The 14,437-nt window shown below is 63.0% G+C and carries 9 protein-coding genes; 7 read left to right on the plus strand and 2 right to left on the minus strand.

All coding sequences use genetic code 11. From position 1 onward, the window contains the following. Window positions 1-37: 37 nt before the first annotated feature. Window positions 38-2,179, plus strand: a complete 2,142-nt coding sequence (locus HLH25_RS16390; protein ID WP_182975094.1) for a TonB-dependent receptor — start codon at window positions 38-40, stop codon at window positions 2,177-2,179. 175 nt (window positions 2,180-2,354) lie between these two features. On the opposite strand, the gene HLH25_RS16395 is transcribed toward HLH25_RS16390, so the two are convergent. Continuing rightward, complete coding sequence (locus tag HLH25_RS16395; protein WP_182975095.1) at window positions 2,355-3,191, minus strand: DODA-type extradiol aromatic ring-opening family dioxygenase; 837 nt, start codon at window positions 3,189-3,191, stop codon at window positions 2,355-2,357. A 103-nt stretch (window positions 3,192-3,294) separates the two neighbouring features. Next, a complete protein-coding gene (locus HLH25_RS16400; protein ID WP_182975096.1) occupies window positions 3,295-4,194 on the minus strand; it encodes a LysR family transcriptional regulator in 900 nt (299 codons plus the stop codon). 230 nt (window positions 4,195-4,424) lie between these two features. On the opposite strand from HLH25_RS16400, the gene HLH25_RS16405 reads away from it, so the two are divergent. From HLH25_RS16405 to HLH25_RS16430, 6 genes are all read left to right on the plus strand, one after another. After that, on the plus strand, window positions 4,425-5,582 hold the full coding sequence (locus HLH25_RS16405) for an iron-containing alcohol dehydrogenase (protein ID WP_182975097.1): 1,158 nt from the start codon (window positions 4,425-4,427) through the stop codon (window positions 5,580-5,582). A 27-nt stretch (window positions 5,583-5,609) separates the two neighbouring features. Then, window positions 5,610-6,980, plus strand: coding sequence for an MFS transporter (locus tag HLH25_RS16410; RefSeq protein WP_182975098.1), 1,371 nt, complete (start codon window positions 5,610-5,612; stop codon window positions 6,978-6,980). 30 nt (window positions 6,981-7,010) lie between these two features. Beyond that, window positions 7,011-8,504: a CoA-acylating methylmalonate-semialdehyde dehydrogenase gene (locus HLH25_RS16415; protein WP_182975099.1), complete on the plus strand. Its 1,494-nt coding sequence runs from the start codon at window positions 7,011-7,013 to the stop codon at window positions 8,502-8,504. A 198-nt stretch (window positions 8,505-8,702) separates the two neighbouring features. After that, entirely contained in the window at window positions 8,703-10,298 is a 1,596-nt protein-coding gene (locus HLH25_RS16420) for an isocitrate lyase (RefSeq protein ID WP_182975100.1), read from the plus strand. A gap of 357 nt (window positions 10,299-10,655) precedes the next feature. Next, window positions 10,656-12,281: an OprO/OprP family phosphate-selective porin gene (locus HLH25_RS16425; protein WP_182975121.1), complete on the plus strand. Its 1,626-nt coding sequence runs from the start codon at window positions 10,656-10,658 to the stop codon at window positions 12,279-12,281. A gap of 456 nt (window positions 12,282-12,737) precedes the next feature. After that, on the plus strand, window positions 12,738-14,408 hold the full coding sequence (locus HLH25_RS16430; protein WP_182975101.1) for an OprO/OprP family phosphate-selective porin: 1,671 nt from the start codon (window positions 12,738-12,740) through the stop codon (window positions 14,406-14,408). Window positions 14,409-14,437 lie beyond the last annotated feature (29 nt).

Here is a 14,437-nt window from a genome sequence, read left to right on the forward strand (position 1 = left end):
TGTCGGCTGTTGCTTTCTCTCAGATCAGGTTTCTATCATGACAGATTATGTCCGGTCTTCCTGGATCGGCGTCGTGGCGTGCGGCTGGACCGTCGTCTTTGGGTTGGCCGTCGCTCCGGCTTGGGCGGATACGGCGATGTCCGCGCCTCTTTCGCAATCCGCATCCCCATCGTCCGCGCAGGCGGAGGAGTTTATCACCGTCAACGGCATTCGCCGGCAGACGGGGCATAGTGCGGATACGGTTGCCCTGCTCTCGCACGCCATGGGGTTTAGCAGCTATTCGGCCGGTGGGGTTTCGGCGCTTCCGGTGCTGAACGGCATGGCCGACGACCGGGTGGCGACTTTCGTGGACGGGATGCGCATCGCCTCGGCCTGCCCCAACCACATGAATCCGGCGATGTCCTATATCGACCCGGACAGCGTGGCGTCGGCGGTGGCGACGGCGGGGATTACCTCCGTCAGCGACGGAGGGGACAGTACCGGCGGGACCGTTTCAGTCGAGCGGCGGGACCCGCAATTCGCCAAGGCGGGGAAGATCCTCGTGACCGGGCGCATGCGTGGGGATTATCGCAGCAACGGCGGTGGGTCCGGTGCCTCGGGGTCGGTGACGGTGGCGAACGATCTGCTGAGTCTGCGTTATACCGGGTCCTACAACCATGCCAGCGATTATCATGCCGGTGGGGACGGGCCGCGCGTGCGTTCGACCAGTTATCTCAGCTTCAACCACGCCGTTACGCTGGGGGTGCATAAGGACAATCATCTGCTGACCCTGACGGTGGGGCAGCAGGACATTCCTTATGAAGGTTTTCCCAACCAGTATATGGACATGACCAACAATCGGTCGACCTTCGTGAATGGCAAATACAAGGGCGATTTCGATTGGGGCACGCTGGAGGCGCGCGGCTTCTGGCAGCGGGTCGATCATGTGATGGACATGTTGTCGGACAAGGGCGGGCATACGGCCTCGACCGGCATGCCGATGAACACCGATGCACGGACGGCGGGCTATGCGATCAAGGCGACGATTCCGCTCGGCCTGAAGCATGTGCTCGGGCTGGGCAGTTCGTTCGATCATAACGGGTTGAACGATTGGTGGCCGCCGCTTGTCGGCAGCATGATGATGGGGCCGAATACCTACCACAACATCAACGACGGCCATCGCGACCGGCTGGGCCATTATATCGAGTGGAAGGCGCAATGGCTGCCGCGCCTTTCTACCGAACTGGGGATGCGCAGCGACCTGGTGATGATGAATACCGGACCGGTTGCACCCTATTCCTGGACCGGGATGATGGGCATGGCCGATGCCATGGCCGCGCGAAGGTTCAATGCTTCTGCGCGTGGGCGCACGGACAACAATTTCGATGTGACCGCGCTGGTGCGCTGGCATCCGCTCGATAGTCTGATGATCGAAGGAGGGTATGCGCGCAAGACGCGCTCGCCCAATCTGTATGAGCGTTATGCCTGGGGCCGGGGGGCGATGGCGAGCAGCATGATCGGCTGGTTCGGCGACGGGAACGGTTATGTCGGCAATTTGAACCTGACGCCGGAAATCGCCAATACCGCCAGCATGACGTTGACGTGGCACGATCCGCGCGACCAGGCATGGTTGGTGAAAATCCAGCCGTACTACACCTACACCCACAATTATATCAATGTGATGCGGATCGGTGCCCTATCGAACGGCCTGTCGCAATTGCAGTTCGTCAACCACAATGCGCAGAGCTACGGCATCAACGGCATGGCCTTCGCGCGCCTGTGGCGGAGCGACGCCTTCGGCACGGGCGAAATGCGTGCCAACCTCAATTGGGTGCGGGGTGAGGATCTGGTGACGCATTCCGGTCTTTATCACCAGATGCCGACCAACGGCACGATTGCGTTGCACGAGACATACGGAGCCTGGACCGGGCGGGTCGAGGTTACGCTGGTCAAGGCCAAGGATACGGTCGACTGGCTGCGGCATGAGCCGCGCACGCCGGGTTATGCGCTGCTGGGGTTGGGAGGAAGCTATCGGTGGCGGAACCTGACGCTGGATGCCAGCATCGATAACGTGCTGGATCAGAAATATTATCTTCCGCTCGGGGGACTCTCGCTGGGGGATTACAGGGCGACGGGGGTGCTGGGGCCGCTGCCGGGGTTGGGGCGATCCTATAATCTCAGCCTGACGGCGACATTCTGAGAGCCTGACCGAAATGCGCGCTGGCGGCGTGTCCTCCGCGCGTTTTCTGGGCTTCGGTGCTCATGGCCATCAAGGCCACTCCGCTCCGATGCTCGGGAACACATGTCGGGCGCGGTCCGGAACGGGCCGCTCTCGCGCGCCAGCCCACATGTTCGATCAGGCTCCGAGGGCTGGGTCAGCCGAAGCGGAAGCCGGAGAGTGCTTTGCCCATGATGGTGTCGGTGTAATCGCGGCGGCCAATGTCCTGTCCTGCCGCGCCTGCCGCAACCATCAGGGGGAGCAGATGTTCGGGGCGTGGGTGGCATAGCAGGGCGCCGGGCGCCTGGTCCCAATGGCGCAGGGCTTCATCGCGCTGCGCGGGGGGCGCCTCCACGGTCTGTGCCAGCCAGTCGTCGAAAGCCTTCGAGGCGGTGTCGGACCTCGGATCGGGCTGCATGAAATGAGCGAGATTGTGGTAGGTCATGCCTGTGGTGACGATGAGGACGTTCTGATCGCGCAGGGGGCGCAGCGCGGCGCCGGTCTGTAATTCGGCTTCGGCATTCATGTCACGGCGCAGGGACAATTCCACGATCGGGATATCGGCGTGCGCGAAAGCGAGCATGAAGGGGACAAACACGCCGTGATCGAAACCGCGTGTCGGGTCTTCTTCATTCTCGATTTCCGCTGCGCTCAGGAGCGTTCTGACCCTGGCGGCCAGTTCCGGCGATCCGGGAGCGGGGTAGCGCAGCCGGTAGGTATGGGCCGGGAAACCGTAATAATCGTAGATCAGCGGCGGATGTGTCGCGGAGGTGACGGTCGGCACGGCCGTTTCCCAATGGCCCGAGACGGCGAGAATGGCATCGGGGCGCCGTGGGAGGGTCGCGGCGATTCCGCGCAGGTGGGCGGCCATGTGGTCCCAGGTGTCGGGCCAGTCCATGAAGAAGCATGGACCGCCACCGTGCGGCATGAACAGGACCGGCTGACGCTTGGATGCGGCGCTGGACTGCGGAGTGGCCGTTGTCGGCGATTCCATGGGGGGTGCTCCTGATGGGTGAGGGGCCGCCGCGTTTTGTCACAGTTCGGGCGGCGCGATAAACCCCGGAGCGACGGGTTTCCCGCCTGTGTGGATGAATTTTTTACGTCTCTCCCAGGAACAGGGCTCTTTCCTTTTCGACTTCTCGGCGGAGCAGCGCGCAGAGGTGGTGGATGCGCCTCGTGCCGCGTTCGTCGGCGCGGGTGACCAGCCAGTAGGTGCGGCGCAGGGTCATCGTGTCGGGCAGGATGCGGACCAGGTGGGGGCGGGTGGCGGCGACGAAGGCGGGGAGGACGGCGAGGCACAGGCCGGAGCAGGTGGCCTCCATCTGGGCGAGGATGCTGGAATTCTGAATCCGCACCGCCCGCGCGGGGATGCCCATGGCGCCCTGATAATCCAGTTCGCGCGTGAACAGGAGTTCGTCGACATAGCCGGCGAACATGTGCTCGGCCAGGTCCTCGCGCGTGCGGATGGGGGCATGGCGGACCAGGTAGTCGGGGCTGGCATAGATGAACAGGTTGTATTCGCCCAGTTCCTCGCCCGCGAAGCGGTTGCTGCTGGGCGGGGTGAGGGTGATGGCGATATCGGCGTGGCGGCGGGCGAGGGAGACGATCTGCTGGATCGTCTCCATCTCCACCGTCAGGCCGGGATTGTTGGCCAGCAGCAGGCCGATGCGCGGCGCGAGAAAGAAATTGGCGAAGCCCTCCAGCGCGCTGATGCGGACGGTGCCGGACAGGCCGCCTTCGCTGGTCTCGGTAATGCGACCGGCTTCCTTGTCCATGCCTTCGACCGCCGCCAGCAGCCGTTCACCTTGTCGTGTCATCGCATAGCCGCGCAGGTGCCGCTCGAACAGCGAGGCGTCCATCGCCTGCTCCAGGGACTGGATGTGACGGCCTACCGTGGCATGGTCCACGCCGAGCTGCCGACCCGCCACGGATAGCGATCCGCCGCGGGCGACAGCCAGAAAATATTGCAGGTCCCGCCAGTCCAGCCCGCGTTTCATCTGCCTTGCTCCCTATGATCCCGCACATCGGGCCGCCTGTTGCCGTGCAGATTTGCACAGGCCATGGGCGAAAACGCCTAATTTTCGCGCGAGCGTCTCCGCGTTAGCCCGGAGGCAACATCAACAAGAAGAGGCACCGCCGACAGGGCGGACAAGAGGCTGCTTGAAAACTCGTGTCGGATGGCCCGAGCAGCCTCGAAAGCCTCTCCGGCCGGTCAGGAGTTCTGCCCATGACAGCCTTATCCCTGCCTCCCTTCGTCCGTCTCGGTGGCGGGGGGCTCGATGAATTGCCGGCCGCGTTGCGTCAGGCCGGGCTTCGGACGCCCTTTATCATTACCGACCGTTTCATGGCCGCGTCCGGCGTGCTGGAACGGGTTCATGCGCTGTTGAGCGCGGACGGAATCGAGGTGCGGGCTTTCACCGATACGGTGCCGGACCCGACGGTGGCCTGTGTGGGGGCGGCGCTGGCGATGCTGCGCGAGGGCGCGCATGACTGCGTGATCGGGCTGGGGGGCGGCAGTCCTATCGACACGGCAAAAATGGTGGCCGTGCTGGCGGTGCATGACACCACGCCGGCGCGGCTGAAAGCGCCCTTCGTGCAGGATGCGCCGGGGCTGCCGATCATTGCCATTCCGACCACGGCCGGCACCGGATCGGAGGCCACGCGCGTGACCGTCATTACCGACGAGGCCACGGACGAGAAGATGCTGTGCATGGGGGCGGCCTATCAGCCCCGGATCGCCATCGTCGATTATGAACTGACCCTGTCGATGCCGGCCCGCCTGACGGCGGATACCGGGATCGACGCGCTGACCCACGCGCTGGAAGCCTATGTCTCGCGCAGGGCCAGCCCGTTTACCGATGCGCTGGCGCTGACGGCGATGAAGCGCATCTGGACCCATCTGCCCACCTGCTGCGTCGAGCCTGGCAATCGCGAAGCCCGCGCTGCCGTGATGGAAGGCGCGTTCGAGGCCGGGATGGCGTTCTCCAATGCCTCGGTGGCACTGGTGCATGGCATGAGCCGGCCGATCGGGGCGCATTTCCATGTCGCGCATGGTCTGTCGAACGCGATGCTGCTGCCGGAGATCACGGCGTGGTCGCTGTCGGGGGCGCCTGGACGCTACGCCGAATGTGCGCGGGTCATGGGGGTTGTGGGCGCGGACGTGTCCGACGCGGCGGCCGGGGAGGCGCTGGTGGCGGCGCTGCGGGCGCGCAATGCGGAACTGGGGGTGCCGTCACCGCAATCCTTCGGGCTGGATGCCGCGCGTTGGGACAATCTGCTGCCGCTGATGGCGGATCAGGCGCTGGCCTCGGGCTCGCCCGCGCATAATCCGCGCGTGCCGACCGCACGCGAGATCATGGACCTTTATCGTCGCGTCTGGGCCTGAACCGATCAGCACACGGGATTGACCGTCATGCAGAATAAAGATGCTGCCGCCCGTCCGATGTATGGGCTGGTCTTCGCCTCCAGTGTCGGCACCATTATCGAATGGTACGATTTCTTCCTTTACGGAAGCCTGGCCATCTTCTTTGCCAAACTGTTCTATCCGCCGCAGGACGGGGTGGCGGGGACGCTGATCAGCGTCGCGACCTTCGCCACCGGTTTTGCCGTGCGGCCGCTCGGCAGCCTGATCTTCGGCCATATGGGGGACCGGTTCGGGCGCAAGGTCACGTTTCTGGCCACGCTGCTGATCATGGGATGCTCCACCGCCGCCATCGGGTTCCTGCCCACCTATGCCACGGCGGGTTATCTGGCGCCCGTGCTGCTGATCTCGCTCCGGATCGTCCAGGGGCTGGCGTTGGGCGGGGAATATGGGGGTGCTGCCACCTATGTGGCCGAACATGCGCCGCCGCATGAGCGTGGCAAATGGGCCAGCTATATCCAGGCCATGGCGTCGGGCGGGTTCGTGCTGTCGCTGGCCATGGTGCTTGGCCTGCGGCTGGGGCTGGGGGAGCAGAGTTTCGCTGCCTGGGGATGGCGCCTGCCGTTCCTGGTCTCGATCGTGCTGGTGGGGGTGTCGTTTCGGATTCGCATGCGGCTGCATGAATCGCCCGTCTTTCTGGACATGCAGAAGAACAAGCAGCTCTCGGCCTCGCCGATCCGCGATGCCTTCACCATTCCGGGCAATGCGCGGCGGATCGTGAGTTTTCTGTTTGGCGTGGCCTGCGCGCAGGCCATCACCTTCTATACCGCGCAGTTCTATGCCCTCTATTTCCTGCAAAGCGTCATGCATGTGGATTTCCTCTCCGCCACGCTGGCGGTGGCGCTGGGCGCGGTGTGCGGGCTGCCGTTCTTCATCGTCTTCGGCGCGCTGTCGGACCGGATCGGGCGCAAGCGGCTGTCGCTGTGCGGGATGGCGGCGGCGGTTGTTCTCTACCTGCCGATGTTCATGCTGCTGCGCTCCGCCGTGCATGGCACGACGATCGACTTTCTGCCTGTCGCGGGAACGGTGTTCCTGCTGGTGGTGATTGCCGCCATGATTTACGGGCCTTATGGCGCCTTTATCGTCGAGAGTTTTCCGCCGGCGGTCCGCTATACGTCGATTTCCATTCCCTATCATATCGGAAACGGGATTTTCGGCGGCTTCCTGCCGCTGATCGGCCTCAGCCTGGTCAATCTCACCGGGAATGTCTTCGCGGGGCTGCTTTATCCGATCGCGGTCTGCATTATCGGCTTTCTCGTCACCCTTTTCTTCGTGCCGGAAACGCTGCCTGTCGGTGGCGACCGGAAACGCCAGGTGGCATCGCTGTCGGCGCTGATTCCGGAATCCGGGCAGGAAATCTGACTATCAACACGCATACGAAGGATCAGGACCATGAAGATCATTCCTCATGTTATCGATGGACGGCATAGCGAGGGTGACGGAACGGGCCGCGCCGATGTGTTCAACCCGGCGACCGGTGCGGTGGCGGCGCAGGTCGTGCTGGGTGGGCAGAGCGACCTGGAGGCCGCGATCGCCGCCGCGCGCCGCGCCTTTCCCGCTTGGGCCGAGACGCCGCCGCTGACCCGTGCGCGCATCCTCTTCCGGGCGCGGGACCTGATCGAGGCCCGCATGGGGGAACTGGCGGCCGTCATTACGGCCGAGCATGGCAAGATTCTCTCAGACGCCCAGGGCGAGGTGACGCGCGGGCTGGAGGTGGTGGAATATGCCACCGCCGCGCCGGAACTGCTGAAGGGCGAGTTTACCGAGCAGGTCAGTCGCGGGATCGATGCCCATACCATGCGTCAACCGCTGGGGGTGGTGGCCGGCATTACACCGTTCAACTTCCCGGTGATGGTGCCGCTGTGGATGGCGCCGATGGCGCTGGCGACCGGGAATTGCTTCATTCTCAAGCCGTCCGAGCGTGATCCGTCGGCCGCCGTCCTGCTGGCCGATATCTTCAAGGAAGCCGGTCTGCCGGACGGGGTGTTCCAGGTGGTGCAGGGCGACAAGGATATGGTCAACGCCATCCTGGCGCATCGTGGCATCGAAGCCGTCAGCTTTGTGGGGTCCACGCCGATCGCGAAGCATGTCTATGCGACCGGGACGGCGGCCGGGAAGCGCGTGCAGGCGCTGGGCGGTGCGAAAAACCATGCCGTCATCATGCCGGATTGCGACCTGGACAAGGCTGTGGATGCGCTGGTGGGGGCGGCCTATGGCTCGGCCGGCGAACGCTGCATGGCGATTTCGGTGGCCGTGGCCGTCGGGCCGGTTGCCGATGCGCTGGTGAGCAAGCTGGCCGAACGTGCGCGCGCGCTGAAGATCGGCCACGGCATCGACAACAGCAACGAGATGGGGCCGCTGATTACCGGCCAGCATCTGGCCCGCGTGCGGGCGCTGGTGGATGCCGGGGTGGAACAGGGCGCGACCCTGGTGGTCGACGGGCGCGACCATGTGGTGGCCGGACATGAGAAGGGGTTCTTTATCGGCGGCTCGCTGTTCGATCATGTGACGACGGACATGACGATCTATCGGGAGGAAATCTTCGGCCCCGTGCTCTGCGTGGTGCGCGTGCCGGATTTCGACAGTGCGCTGACGCTGGTCAATGAAAGCCCCTATGGCAACGGCACCGCGATCTTTACCCGTGACGGGGATGCCGCACGCGCGTTCACCCATGGGGTGCAGGTGGGCATGATCGGCGTGAATGTGCCGATTCCGGTGCCGATGGCCTTCCATTCCTTCGGCGGCTGGAAGGATTCGCTCTTCGGTGACCATCATATGCACGGGCCGGAAGGTGTGCGCTTCTTTACACGCATGAAGGCCGTGACCACCCGCTGGCCGACGGGAATCCGCTCGGGTGCGGAATTCGCGATGCCGACGCACGGCTGATCGGGCGGACGGGCCGGGTTGCGCGGCGGCGCGCCCGGTCCGGGATCGGCGTGGCAAAAGACTTTTCTATTGGAAATTACTGTCTGTGAATTCTTTACAGAAATACAGCGTGACGATTGGTTTCCGCCTTCCGGCATGAGGCGTGATGGCGTTAAGCCTTGTGACGCCACGCCTTCCAAGAATAATGGAAACCGTCACATGTCATATCAGGAATCGGCAACCGCCAAGCTCAACCAGATCATCCAGGCCAAGCAGGGCACCTGGGGCGGGATCAATCCCGACTATGTCGTGCGCATGCGTCTTCAGAACCGTTTTCAGACCGGGCTGGACATCGCGCGCTATACGGCCGCCATCATGCGCCAGGACATGGCTGCCTATGATGCCGACCCGGCACAGTACACCCAGTCGCTGGGGGCCTGGCACGGTTTCATCGCGCAGCAGCAGATGATCTCGGTGAAGAAGCATTTCGGGTCGCTCAAGGGCCGTTACCTGTATCTTTCCGGCTGGATGGTTGCGGCGATGCGGTCGGAATTCGGCCCGCTGCCCGACCAGTCGATGCACGAGAAGACGGCGGTGCCGGCGCTGATCGAAGAGATCTACACCTTCCTGCGCCAGGCCGACGCCCGCGAACTGGGCATGCTGTTCCGCGACCTCGACGCCGCGCGTGAGGCGGGTGATGCGGCGCGCCAAGCCGAGATCCAGGAGAAGATCGACAACCATCAGACCCATATCGTGCCGATCATCGCCGATATCGACGCGGGTTTCGGTAATGCCGAGGCAACCTACCTGCTGTCGAAGAAGATGATCGAGGCGGGTGCCTGCGCCATCCAGATCGAAAACCAGGTGTCCGACGAAAAGCAGTGCGGGCATCAGGACGGCAAGGTGACGGTGCCGCATGAGGACTTCCTGGCGAAGGTGCGTGCCGTGCGTTACGCTTTCCTGGAACTGGGGGTGGAAGATGGCGTGATCGTCTGCCGCACCGACAGTCTGGGTGCGGGCCTGACCAAGCAGATCGCCTATAGCAGCGAGCCGGGCGATCTGGGCGACCAGTACAACGCCTATCTGGATTGCGAGGAGGTGACCGACGGCACCGTGCGTGACGGCGACGTGATCATTGCCCGCGAAGGCAAGCTGCTGCGCCCGAAGCGCCTGCCCAGCAACCTGTACCAGTTCCGTCCCGGTACTGGTGCGGATCGTTGTGTGCTGGACTGCATCACCGCGCTGGAGAACGGCGCCGACCTGCTGTGGATCGAGACCGAAAAGCCGCATATCGAGCAGATCGCCGGCATGATGGACCGGATCCGCGACGCGGTGCCGAATGCCAAGCTGGTCTACAACAACTCGCCGTCCTTCAACTGGACGCTCAATTTCCGCCAGCAGGTCTATGATGCCTGGAAGGAAGAAGGGCGTGACGTTTCGGCCTATGACCGTGCCAGGCTGATGGCGCAGAGCTACGATGCGAGCGACCTGGCGACGGAGGCGGATCTGCGCATCCGCTCGTTCCAGCGGGATGCGTCGAAGCGGGCGGGCATCTTCCACCACCTGATCACGCTGCCGACCTATCACACAGCGGCGCTGTCGACCGACAATCTCTCCAAGAGATATTTCGGCGAGGAGGGGATGCTGGGTTATGTGCAGAACGTCCAGCGCGAGGAAATCCGCCAGGGGATCGCGTGCGTCAAGCACCAGAACATGGCCGGGTCGGATATCGGCGACGATCACAAGGAGTATTTCGCCGGCGAAGCGGCCCTGAAGGCCGGTGGCGCGCATAACACCATGGGGCAGTTCGGCTGAAGCCGGCGCCTCCTGGCGTGCAGGAATAACAACAAGAAATAACGTCTCTCCTCATCTCCCCTACTGGCCCGGTCTTCCTGGTGAAGACCGGGTTTTTTTATGGTCACGTAACGGAGTGCGGGATGAGAATAGAAAGTCTGGTCTATAGATAATGTAAAATTATTGAATGGTATTTATTCACTTGTTGCGTCGTGTCGATTCGGCAGCATTGACCGGTTCATTAGCGTTCCTTAGCATTCCTGTGGTTGATTACGGGAAACCTGTGCGATCCATTGCGCTCTTGCTGGGGTGGCACGGGGTGTTCGAGCGATAGAGACTATTTTATTGAAAACACGGCATTTGTTTTTTGTGGCAACCATGGTGCCGGTTGTCGGCCTGCCCAGCCTTGCCCAAGCGGCGCCCCGAGACGATGAAATTGCGGCGTTGCGGCGCGAAATGCGGGATATGCAGCGTGAGATGCGCGAAGAGATTCGTGTGCTTCAGGCCCGGATCGCCCGGGACGAGGGCCATGTACCGCAGGCGCATGTGGCGCATCCGGCGGCGGCGTCTCCTCGTGTCGTCCATGCGGTGCCGCGCACCTGGAGCGGGCCATTGCCCACGATCGGCGCGCCTCATGGACCCGGCCCCGTGCGGTCCCGGTCGGACGCCGAGAGCCAGATGGTCATGGTGGAAGGGCCGATCCCGTCCTGGGCGGACGTGAAGGCCGCGACGGAGAAGGACGAGAGCGTGCATGTGGGCGGCATGCGGATCGGCTTTCCGTCCGGCCGGTTCACGATATCGTCGGATGACAGGACATACAGTTTCTCGCTCGGCGGGCTGTTGCAGGAGGATATCGGTGGCTTTCTGAGCACCGGCGCCAGGGCGGGCGAGGCGAAGGGCAATTTCAACAGCTTTACCCAGAACGGGCGACGGCTGCGCATGTATTTCTCGTGGCGCTACAAGGATTGGGTGGCGAAAGTTACCCCCGATTTCGGCTCGCTGAATGCGGATGGGGCGGTCGGCCTGTTCGAGGCGAACCTGAATTATACCGGGTTGCGGCATACGACGCTGACGGTCGGCTATTTTCAGCCGCGTATGGATGAGGAAAGTGCCGAGCGTCCGGTGGCGTTCGAATTCCTCGAGCGCCCCACCATTGTCGATCTTGTGCGCAATATCGCGGCCGGCGTTGCCCGATTCAGCATCGGGGGCGAGCATTACGAGGATCGGTGGCTGGCGGCGCTCTACTTTACCGGGCAGAAATTCGGTGACCGCAACAAGAATGCCACGATCACCGACAGCCAGACCGGTGCTGTCGCGCGCATCGCCGGCCGGCCCTATGTGAGCAAGGATGTCGATGTGCATGTTGGGGCCGGTGCCATCAGCGCCTTCAAGGTGAACCAGGGGGAGAAGGGCCGGTCCTATACGTTCACCGACCATGTCGAGGTGCCGCTGGACGAGACGGAACTGCTGACGTCGGGGGCGTTGTCCAATGTGGCGCAGATCTGGGCGGCCGGTCCGCAGATGGGGGTGCGCTGGCGGCGATTCCTGCTGAAGGGCGAGTATTATCATATCGGTGTGGAGCGCAGCCGCGAGGCGGGCGCGGCACCGCTGCCGTCGCTGGATTTCGACGGGTGGTATGTCGCGGCCAATTATACGCTGTTCGGGTGGCCGCGATCTTATAATCCCAAGATCGCCGCGTTCATCACGCCGGGGGTCGAGCATGATTTCGATCCGCTGAATGGCGATTGGGGGGCGATGGAGATCAGTGGCCGCTGGAGCGTCACGAATCTGTCGGATGTCGCGAACCAGGGTGGGGCTGGTGTGAACGGCAACCAGCAGACAGTGTGGCAGGGGGGCGTGAACTGGTACCCAAACCGGCATATCAAGTTCATGCTGGATTTCGACCATTTCATCGTCAGTCGCTCGAAGGGGGTGGCTGATGGGGTCAACCTGTTCGGCCGAAGCGGGAATCTCGTTGTGGGGCGGATCCAGGCCAGTTTCTGAGGACCCGAGTGGAAGAGGTGGGGGAGGACGGCGTGCCTTTTCCCGTGTGTCTGGTGGCTGTGGGCATCGACGCCACATGGCTTCAGAGCCTGACCGAAAATGCGCCCTGGTGGCGATCCGACGCGCGCCTCCTGCGCTTCGGTGCTCACGGCCATCAAGGCCGCTCCGCTTCAAATGCTCAGAAACACACGCCGGACGCGGCCCTGATGAGCCGCTCTCGCTCACCAGACCGCATTTTTGGTCAGGCTCTCAGGGGTGATAAATAACAAATAAAAATAGTGGAAATATTTCTTTCCGGCTTGTGGTCTGTCTAAATTAAACAAATAGGACCAGACAATCCAACTTGCACGCTATTGACCTGTAAATTGTAACGTGACATCAATCATTGCAGTTTGTATTAAATACGAAAGATGTCGTGAAACATGTCTATGTGCCGGGTCGAGGTTTCGTAAGAAGATGAAAGAAGGTTTGAAAGTCCGGCGCCTTCTTGCCGTGGCCACGGCCCTGTCTCCTGCTTTTCTGCCGGCTCTGGCGCAGGCTGCTTCGCAGGATGATGAAGTCACGGCGTTGCGTCGTGAAATGCGGGAGATGCAGCGGCAGATGCGCGATGAGATTCGGGTGCTTCAGGCCCGGATTGCCCGCGACGAGGGAAGGGCGACGCCGGTTACGGCCGGTCATGCGGCCGTGGGGGCGCCGCATGTGGTGCACGCGCATCGCTGGGCCGGAGGCCCGCTACCCGCGATCGGCGAGCCGCAGGGACCGGCGGCCACGCGGCGGCCCCGTACCGATGCCGAGACACGGCTGGTCACGCCGGAAGGACCGATTCCGTCCTGGGCGGAAATCCGGGCCGCCAGCGCGCGGGACGAGACCGTGCAGGTGGGCGGTATGCGGATCGGCTTTCCGGCAGGGCGGCCCACGATCTCGTCGCAGGATGGTGCCTACAGTTTTTCGATCGGCCTGACGGCGCAGGGGGATCTGGGCGGGTTTATCGGTGCTGGGCCCAAGCGGGGCGAGGCGAACGGCAATTTCAATAAATTTACCCAGAATGCCCGGCGTCTGCGCATCTATTTCTCCTGGCGCTACAAGGATTGGGTGGCGAACGTCACGCCGGAATTCGGGTCCAGTTCGGTGGATGGGTCGGTCAGCCTGTTCGAGGCCAACATGAACTATACCGGCCTGCATCATACGACGCTGACCGTCGGTTACTTCCAGCCGCGTATGGAAGAGGAAAGCGCCGAGCGGGCATCGTCGTTCGAATTCCTTGAACGCCCGACCATCGTCGATCTGGTGCGTAACCTGGCGGGGGGCGTTGCGCGCTTCAGCATCGGTGGCGAGCATTATGAAAATCGCTGGCAGGCGGCGGCCTATTTCACCGGGCAGAAATTCGGCGACCGGAACAAGGATACGACGATTACCGACAGCCAGACCGGCGCGGTGGCCCGTATCGTCGGCCGGCCTTATGTCAGCAAGGATATCGACGTTCATGTCGGCGCGGGTGCGACCAGTGCCTTCAAGGTCAATCAGAATGCGAATGGCCGCAATTATACCTTCAGCGACAATATGGAGGTGCCGCTGGGCGAGACTTCGCTGCTGACATCGGGCGCGTTGACCAATGTGTCCCAGATATGGGCGGCGGGACCGCAACTGGCCTTTCGCTGGCGGAATTTCCTGCTGAAGGGCGAGTATTACCATGTTGGCGTGGAACGGGGGCATAATACCGGCGCGACGCCCCTGCCGTCGCTGAATTTCGACGGATGGTATGTCGCCGCCAACTATACGCTGCTGGGTCGGGGGCGTGCATACAACGTCAGGAGCGGTGCGTTTACCACGCCCGGTGTCGAGCATGATTTCGACCCGGCGCGGGGGGATTGGGGGGCGCTGGAACTCAGCGGCCGCTGGAGCGTGACGGATCTGTCCGATGTGGCCAGCCAGGGCGGCAGGGGCGTCAACGGCGACCAGCAGACGGTGTGGGCTGGCGGCCTGAACTGGTATCCGAACCAGCATTTCAAGTTCATGCTGGATTTCGACCATTTCATCGTGACCCGGTCGAAGGGTGTCTCGGGTGGCGTGGATCTGCTGGGGCGGACGGGCAATGCCGTCGCCGGGCGCGTGCAGGCCACGTTCTGAACCGGTCTTCCCTGCATATCTCGATATTT

Source organism: Gluconacetobacter dulcium, assembly GCF_014174165.1.
Lineage (GTDB): Bacteria > Pseudomonadota > Alphaproteobacteria > Acetobacterales > Acetobacteraceae > Gluconacetobacter > Gluconacetobacter dulcium.

Excerpts from the sequence above, each read along its gene's own strand:
- HLH25_RS16390 (WP_182975094.1), top strand. The coding sequence starts at position 38 with ATGACAGATTATGTCCGGTCTTCCTGGATCGGCGTCGTGGCGTGCGGC.
- HLH25_RS16395 (WP_182975095.1), bottom strand. The coding sequence starts at position 3,191 with ATGGAATCGCCGACAACGGCCACTCCGCAGTCCAGCGCCGCATCCAAG.
- HLH25_RS16400 (WP_182975096.1), bottom strand. The coding sequence starts at position 4,194 with ATGAAACGCGGGCTGGACTGGCGGGACCTGCAATATTTTCTGGCTGTC.
- HLH25_RS16405 (WP_182975097.1), top strand. The coding sequence starts at position 4,425 with ATGACAGCCTTATCCCTGCCTCCCTTCGTCCGTCTCGGTGGCGGGGGG.
- HLH25_RS16410 (WP_182975098.1), top strand. The coding sequence starts at position 5,610 with ATGCAGAATAAAGATGCTGCCGCCCGTCCGATGTATGGGCTGGTCTTC.
- HLH25_RS16415 (WP_182975099.1), top strand. The coding sequence starts at position 7,011 with ATGAAGATCATTCCTCATGTTATCGATGGACGGCATAGCGAGGGTGAC.
- HLH25_RS16420 (WP_182975100.1), top strand. The coding sequence starts at position 8,703 with ATGTCATATCAGGAATCGGCAACCGCCAAGCTCAACCAGATCATCCAG.
- HLH25_RS16425 (WP_182975121.1), top strand. The coding sequence starts at position 10,656 with ATGGTGCCGGTTGTCGGCCTGCCCAGCCTTGCCCAAGCGGCGCCCCGA.
- HLH25_RS16430 (WP_182975101.1), top strand. The coding sequence starts at position 12,738 with ATGAAAGAAGGTTTGAAAGTCCGGCGCCTTCTTGCCGTGGCCACGGCC.